This is a genomic window from Kitasatospora sp. NPDC098663, from assembly GCF_044760075.1.
Taxonomy (GTDB): domain Bacteria; phylum Actinomycetota; class Actinomycetes; order Streptomycetales; family Streptomycetaceae; genus Kitasatospora.
In genome coordinates this window covers 227,692-233,691 of sequence record NZ_JBIWAP010000011.1, presented here as the reverse complement: position 1 = coordinate 233,691, position 6,000 = coordinate 227,692, and the positions used below count along the sequence as shown (strand labels likewise).

The window sequence follows — 6,000 nt, the reverse complement described above, 5'->3', positions numbered from 1 at the left end:
GAGAGTTTCTTCCTGGATCCGGTGCTGGCGGGGGAGTTGGCGTTGCCGGTGGGGGGTGCGGTGGAGCCGTTCGTGGATGCGGAGGACATCGCGGATGTGGCGGTGGCGGCGTTGACGCGGGCGGGGCATGCGGGGGAGGTGTACGAGTTGACGGGGCCGCGGTTGCTGTCGTTCGCGGATGTGGCGGTGGAGTTGTCGCGGGCGACGGGTCGTGAGGTGCGGTTCGAGGCGGTGTCGGAGGCGGCGTACCGGGGGGTGTTGGAGGAGGCGGGTCTGCCGGGGGACTTCGCGGAGTTGTTCTCGGTGATCCTGGACGGTCGTAACGCTTCGTTGGGGGACGGGGTGCGGCGGGCGTTGGGGCGTGAGCCGCGGGACTTCGCCGACTTCGCCCGCGAGGCCGCCGCGTCCGGGGTCTGGGACGTGTGAGCCGCCCACCGTGCCGCACAACCAGCAGTCCAGTCAGTCTCGTTGATCGTCGGTGCCGGGCCTCGCCGACTTCCTGACCGTCCATCCGGGTCGAACCCGGGAGCGGTACGGAAGCCGGTGCCCGGGCACCGTGGTGGCCCCCGCGCTGGGCGGGGGCCGGGGAGAAATCGAAGGATTACCGATGCGCTCGAACCAGACCGCGACTCCAGCTTCCTACTCCGCTCCATCCTCCTTCGGCGGCCTCGCGCCGGGCGCCTCGGCGGCCCCCGCCGCACGGAGCAAGGCCGCCGGGCCCGTCCTGGCGGGCGCCACCATCGCGATGGGCCTGATGGCGGGCCTGTTCTTCGCCTTCGACGTGTCCGTGATGCCGGGCCTCGCGGCGGGTGACGACCGGACGTACGTGACGGCGATGCAGCACATCAACAAGTCGATCGAGAACGGGATGTTCGGCCTGGTCTTCGTCGGCGCCTTCGTGGCGACGGGCGTGGCGGCCTGGCTCCAGCACAAGGCCGGGCGCCGGCAGGCGGCGCTGTGGGCCGCCGGGGCGACGGTGCTCTACGTGGTGGCCCTGATGGTCACCATGGGCGTCAACATCCCGCTCAACGACCAGCTGGCGCAGGCCGGTGACCCGTCCCAGATCACCGACTTCGCGGGCGTGCGCGCCAAGTTCGAGGGCACCTGGGTGGCCACCAACATGCTCCGCACGCTGCTCTGCACGGGCGGCCTGGCGGCCCTGACCCGGGCGCTGGTCCTGCATGGCCGCGCCTCGCGCTGAACGGCCTGCCCCCGCAACGGGGTTGCCGCCCCTGGTGGATCCCCACCGGGGGCGGTCGCCGTGCCCGGCCCGTTCCCGCTGCTGGTCAACCCACCGAGCGGCTGGCCGAATTCACCCCCGGCCGGTCGCGGCCGCGGCGCCCTCCGGCGCAGACTGGTCGGTACAGGGCGGTTCCGGCACCAGGGGCAGGGGGCAGGCATGGCCGTACATTCCGGCAGGCGCAGGGCGGTTGGGCGGATTCGGACCGCGATCGGTGCACTCGCCGTCGCCTTGGTGGCGGGAGCGGCGGTCGGGGTGCCGGCCGCGCCCGCCGAGGCGGCGGGCGCCAAGGCCGACAAAGGAGGAAAGGTCGTCTACCTCACCTTCGATGACGGCCCCAGCCCCACGTACACGCCGAGGATCCTCGGGATCCTCGCCCGCTACGGCGTGCGCGCGACGTTCTTCGAGATCGGGCAGAACGTCGCCGCCCATCCGGCGCTCACCGGGCAGGTCGCCCGGGCCGGCCACAGCGTGCAGAACCACTCCTGGTCGCACCCGGACCTGCGCCGGCTCTCCGCCTCCGCCGTCAACGCCCAGGTGGCGAACACGGACAAGGCGATCCGGGCCCAGACCGGCCGCACCCCGAGCTGCCTGCGCCCGCCCTACGGTTCGGTCAACGGCGCGGTGCGCTCGCGCGCGGCGGCGCTCGGCAAGCAGGTCGTGCTGTGGTCGGTGGACCCGACCGACTGGTCCCGGCCGGGAACGGCGGCCATCCAGTCCCGGGTGCTGAAGAACGTCCGCCCGGGCTCGGTGATCCTGCTGCACGACGGCGGCGGAGACCGCAGCCAGACCGCCGCCGCGCTTCCGACGATCCTCTCCACCCTCAAGGCGCGCGGGTACACCTTCGGGGCCCTCTGCGGCTAGGGCGTGACCCGCCCCGGATACGCCTTCGAACTCCCGCGCGCGTCGCGGGAGTTCGAAGGCGTATCCGGGGGCCCGGCCGGGCGCGGGGTCAGGACTGGCCGTGCAGGATCAGCGCCCAGGCGAGGCAGGCGACGGCGGCGGTGCAGAGCAGGGCGCGCAGCACGTTGAAGCGGACCCAGCGGGCTTCGAAGCGCCCCCGGACCGCGGCCGGGTCGGTGATGCGCCTGGGCTCGCCGCCGGCGGCGAGTTCGTCGTTGAGCGGGATGTTGACGGAGCGGGTGACGCCGATCGCGGCGATGTAGAGCACCAGGGCGGCGACGGTGGCGGGAAGCGCGCGGTGGCCGTCGGAGGGCAGGTGGAGGGCGACGGCGGCGCCGGTGGTGAGGAGGGCGCCGACGAAGCCGAGGACGAACCAGCCGTTCAGGATGGCCACGTTGATGCGCTGCATGACCTCGATGAAGGTGCGGTCCTCGACCCGCGCGAGCGCGGGCATGACCGAGCACGCGAACGCGTAGAACAACCCGGCGGTCAGTCCACAGGTGACGGTGGCCGCCACCAGTGCGAGTGTGCGTGCCAGTTCCATCTTCGTAGCCCCTCACTGTCTCTGCGTATCTGCGTATCGGTTCGTCCCCCGTGCGCCGATCATCCGGCATCCGGGCCGCTCGGGCCACCTCGACCACTCAAGACCCTCTCAAATGACGAACCGTCAAATGATGTCTTGCCGTCTACACTTGGGCCCATGGACACTCTGACGGGACTCCTCGACGGCCCCAAGGCCCGCGGCGCGTTCCTGCTGCGCTCGATCCTCACCCCGCCGTGGTCACTGCGGATCGAGGACCGGGCCCCGCTGTCGGTGGTGACGATGGTCCGCGGCGAGGCCTGGATCCTGCCCGAGCGCGGCACGCCGCTGCTGCTGCACCCCGGCGACGTGGCGATCGTCCGCGGCCCGGAGCCGTACACGGTGGCGGACGACCCCGACACCCCCGTGGACGTGATCGTCGGCCCCGGCCAGGTCTGCACGCGCGGCGGTGTGGACGTCTCCGAGGTGATGTCGCTCGGCGTCCGGACCTGGGGGCAGGGCCGGGAGGGCGACCAGGCGTCCTCGGTGGTCCTGTCCGGCACCTACCAGGCCGAGCACGAGATCGGCCAGCGCCTGCTCGCCTGCCTGCCCGCCCTGCTGGTCCGCCCGGCGGGCACCGGCGCCGACGACACCCTGGTGCACCTGCTGGCCGCCGAGATAGGGCGCAACGAGCCCGGTCAGGAACTGGTCCTGGACCGCATCCTGGACCTGCTGGTCGTCTCCGTCCTGCGCTCCTGGCTCGCCGCCCCCGACTCCGGCGCCCCGGCCTGGTACCGCGCCCAGCACGACGCCGTCGTCGGGCCGGTGCTGCGGCTGATGCACGACGACCCGGCCACCGCCTGGACGGTCGCCGACCTCGCCCAGCGGGTCGGGGTGTCGCGGGCCGGCCTGGCCCGCCGCTTCACCGGCCTGGTCGGTGAACCGCCGATGGCCTACCTGGCGGGTTGGCGGCTGGCCGTCGCCGCCGACCTGCTGCGCGAACCCGAGTGCACCGTCGCCTTCGCGGCCCGCAAGGTCGGTTACAGCAACGCCTTCGCCCTCTCGGCGGCCTTCAAGCGCGTCCGCGGCGTCAGCCCGCAGGAGCACCGCCGCCTCGCCGCGACCGGCGCCCCGGCCCAGCAGGCCGGCTTCTCCGGCCCGGCGGAGACGGTCATCCTGGCGGGCTGACGCTGTGGCCGCGGCCGCCGCCGACAGCCACGACCTGGGAATCCGGGACGGGGAATCCAATGCCGTAATCCCATTTGCCTAAACTCATTAGGCAATCCCATACTGGTTATAGCCGGACGGCAGAAAGCACATGGCACGGGCAGGGCCCGCACGGAACGCGATGGAACAGCGATGAACACCTCTTTCACCACCCCCGTCACCGAGGCCCTGCTGCACGGCCACCTCGACGTCGAGCACACCGGACGCGGCCTGCTGCCGCACCGCCTGCCCGCTCGGGCCCGCCGGCAGATCCCCGACGAGCAACTCGCGATCGCCGAGTCCCAGCCCACCGGCGTCCGGCTGGCCTTCCGCACCCGGGCCACCGCGATCGACCTGCACACCGTCCCGACCAAGCGGGCCTACGTGGGCGTGCCCACCCCGCCCGACGGGGTGTACGACCTCCTCGTCGACGGGCAGTTGGCGGCGCAGACCACGGTGTCCGGCGGCAACCTGCGCACCATCGACATGGTCACCGGCCGCGTCGAGCTGACCCAGGGCCCGCCCGGCACCGCCCGGTTCACCGGTCTGCCCGCACGGGACAAGACCGTCGAGATCTGGCTCCCGCACACCGAGACCACCGAACTCCTCGCCCTCGACACCGACGCCCCCGTCACCCCGGTCCCGGCCGGTACCCGCCGTCGCTGGCTGCACCACGGCAGCTCGATCAGCCACGGCTCCAACGCCACCCACCCGACCGGTACCTGGCCCGCCCTGGCGGCGGCCGCGGCCGGCGTCGACCTGGTCAACCTCGGCTTCGGCGGCAGCGCCCTGCTCGACCCGTTCACCGCCCGCGCCATCCGCGACGCCCCCGCCGACCTGATCAGCCTGAAGATCGGCATCAACCTCGTCAACGCCGACGTGATGCGCCTGCGCGCCTTCGTCCCGGCGGTGCACGGCTTCCTCGACACCGTCCGCGAAGGGCACCCGGCCACGCCGCTGCTCGTCGTCTCCCCGATCCTCTGCCCGATCCAGGAGGACACCCCGGGGCCCCTCGTCGTCGACTTCAGCACCGGGGCGCTGCGCTTCCGGGCCACCGGCGACCCGGCCGAGACCGCGGCGGGCCGCCTCACCCTCACCGTCATCCGGACCGAACTCGCCCGCACCGTCGCCGCCCGCGCCGCCGACGGCGACCTCAACCTGCACTACCTGGACGGCTGTTCGCTCTACGGCCAGGCCGACCACGACGACCACCCGCTCCCCGACGACCTGCACCCGGACCAGGCCGGCCACCACCGCATCGCCGAGCACTTCACCCGCCTCGCCTTCGGAGACACCGGCCCGTTCGCGGACTGACCCGCCCGCCGCCGCCCTCGTGCGCGACAATCATCCAATGATCGCGGGGCAACGGGCCGAGGGCCAACGACCGAGGGGGAGAAGGCAGATGAGGCACACCTGGAGCAGGACGGCCACCGGCCTGGCGGCGGCCGTGACGGCGCTGGCGCTCGCCGGCTGCGGATCGACGAGCGCACCGAGCAACGCATCACACACCGAATCCCGCGCGCCCGGCCAGGCCGGGGCCGAGGCCCTGGCCCGTCACGACCGGCTCTTCCCCGAGGTCGCGGCGAAATGCGCGGGCGTCGCCGCCACACCGCCGTCCGCCCCGGCCGCCGCCCCCACGGGCGACGGCGGTACCTGGGCCGACAAGTACGCGGAGAACCACGCCTACAAACAGACCGTCAGGCTCCTCGCCGACGCCCAGTGCCGCGGCGAGGCCCACGCGGCACGGATCGCGGACGCCCTGCGGCCCGCCGGCACGTCGGCCGTCCTCGACGAAGCCGGCCTCCGCGCGGCCCTCCAGCGCCTCGGCTACCCCGCCGAGCTGGTCAACGTCCGCACCTCCACCGGCGCCCCCGGATTCGACCTCGAAATCCCCGAAGCCATCTTGTGCGTCAGTGGCCTGCTGACCTCCCCGCCCGACGTCCACCCGCACGGCATGTACCTGGACGGCGGCTGCACCGAACCCAAGGGCGGCCACTGACCCGGCAGCAGAAGTCGGGCGGGGAGCAGCGGCCCGCGGGGGACGTTCCCCGGGCGTTCACCGTGCGGAGGCCGGCCGTCCGGTCGGTGGTCCGCGTCGTGCCCCTAACGTCGCGATCACCGCGCACGGCCC

6 protein-coding genes and 1 pseudogene are annotated in these 6,000 nt (G+C 73.2%); 6 read left to right on the top strand and 1 reads right to left on the bottom strand.

Translation table 11 applies throughout. The features are described from left to right. The 3 genes and pseudogenes from ACIQVZ_RS15280 to ACIQVZ_RS15270 all read left to right on the top strand — a co-directional run. A pseudogene (locus ACIQVZ_RS15280) lies at positions 1–426 on the top strand (NmrA family transcriptional regulator); the annotation flags it as partial. Positions 427–607: 181 nt separating this feature from the next. Next, complete coding sequence (locus tag ACIQVZ_RS15275) at positions 608–1,201, top strand: DUF1772 domain-containing protein (RefSeq protein WP_402450280.1); 594 nt, start codon at positions 608–610, stop codon at positions 1,199–1,201. A gap of 273 nt (positions 1,202–1,474) precedes the next feature. Beyond that, the gene (locus tag ACIQVZ_RS15270) at positions 1,475–2,104 is read left to right on the top strand and encodes a polysaccharide deacetylase family protein (RefSeq protein WP_402450278.1); all 630 of its coding nucleotides are present in this window, start codon (positions 1,475–1,477) and stop codon (positions 2,102–2,104) included. A gap of 88 nt (positions 2,105–2,192) precedes the next feature. Here ACIQVZ_RS15270 and ACIQVZ_RS15265 read toward each other — a convergent pair whose 3' ends face one another. After that, entirely contained in the window at positions 2,193–2,687 is a 495-nt protein-coding gene (locus tag ACIQVZ_RS15265) for a DUF1772 domain-containing protein (protein ID WP_402450277.1), read from the bottom strand. 156 nt (positions 2,688–2,843) lie between these two features. On the opposite strand from ACIQVZ_RS15265, the gene ACIQVZ_RS15260 reads away from it, so the two are divergent. From ACIQVZ_RS15260 to ACIQVZ_RS15250, 3 genes are all read left to right on the top strand, one after another. Then, positions 2,844–3,851 carry an AraC family transcriptional regulator gene (locus ACIQVZ_RS15260; RefSeq protein ID WP_350886904.1) on the top strand — a complete coding sequence of 336 codons (1,008 nt, stop codon included), beginning with the start codon at positions 2,844–2,846 and terminating at the stop codon, positions 3,849–3,851. A gap of 171 nt (positions 3,852–4,022) precedes the next feature. After that, positions 4,023–5,183 (top strand): GDSL-type esterase/lipase family protein, encoded by a 1,161-nt coding sequence (locus ACIQVZ_RS15255; protein ID WP_402450273.1) that lies wholly within the window; start codon positions 4,023–4,025, stop codon positions 5,181–5,183. Positions 5,184–5,271: 88 nt separating this feature from the next. Next, complete coding sequence (locus tag ACIQVZ_RS15250) at positions 5,272–5,868, top strand: hypothetical protein (protein ID WP_402450272.1); 597 nt, start codon at positions 5,272–5,274, stop codon at positions 5,866–5,868. Positions 5,869–6,000: the final 132 nt, after the last annotated feature.

What these genes read in the sequence shown, in the direction of transcription:
- ACIQVZ_RS15275 (WP_402450280.1), top strand. Translation starts at nt 608, where the DNA reads ATGCGCTCGAACCAGACCGCGACTCCAGCTTCCTACTCCGCTCCATCC.
- ACIQVZ_RS15265 (WP_402450277.1), bottom strand. Translation starts at nt 2,687, where the DNA reads ATGGAACTGGCACGCACACTCGCACTGGTGGCGGCCACCGTCACCTGT.
- ACIQVZ_RS15260 (WP_350886904.1), top strand. Translation starts at nt 2,844, where the DNA reads ATGGACACTCTGACGGGACTCCTCGACGGCCCCAAGGCCCGCGGCGCG.
- ACIQVZ_RS15255 (WP_402450273.1), top strand. Translation starts at nt 4,023, where the DNA reads ATGAACACCTCTTTCACCACCCCCGTCACCGAGGCCCTGCTGCACGGC.
- ACIQVZ_RS15250 (WP_402450272.1), top strand. Translation starts at nt 5,272, where the DNA reads ATGAGGCACACCTGGAGCAGGACGGCCACCGGCCTGGCGGCGGCCGTG.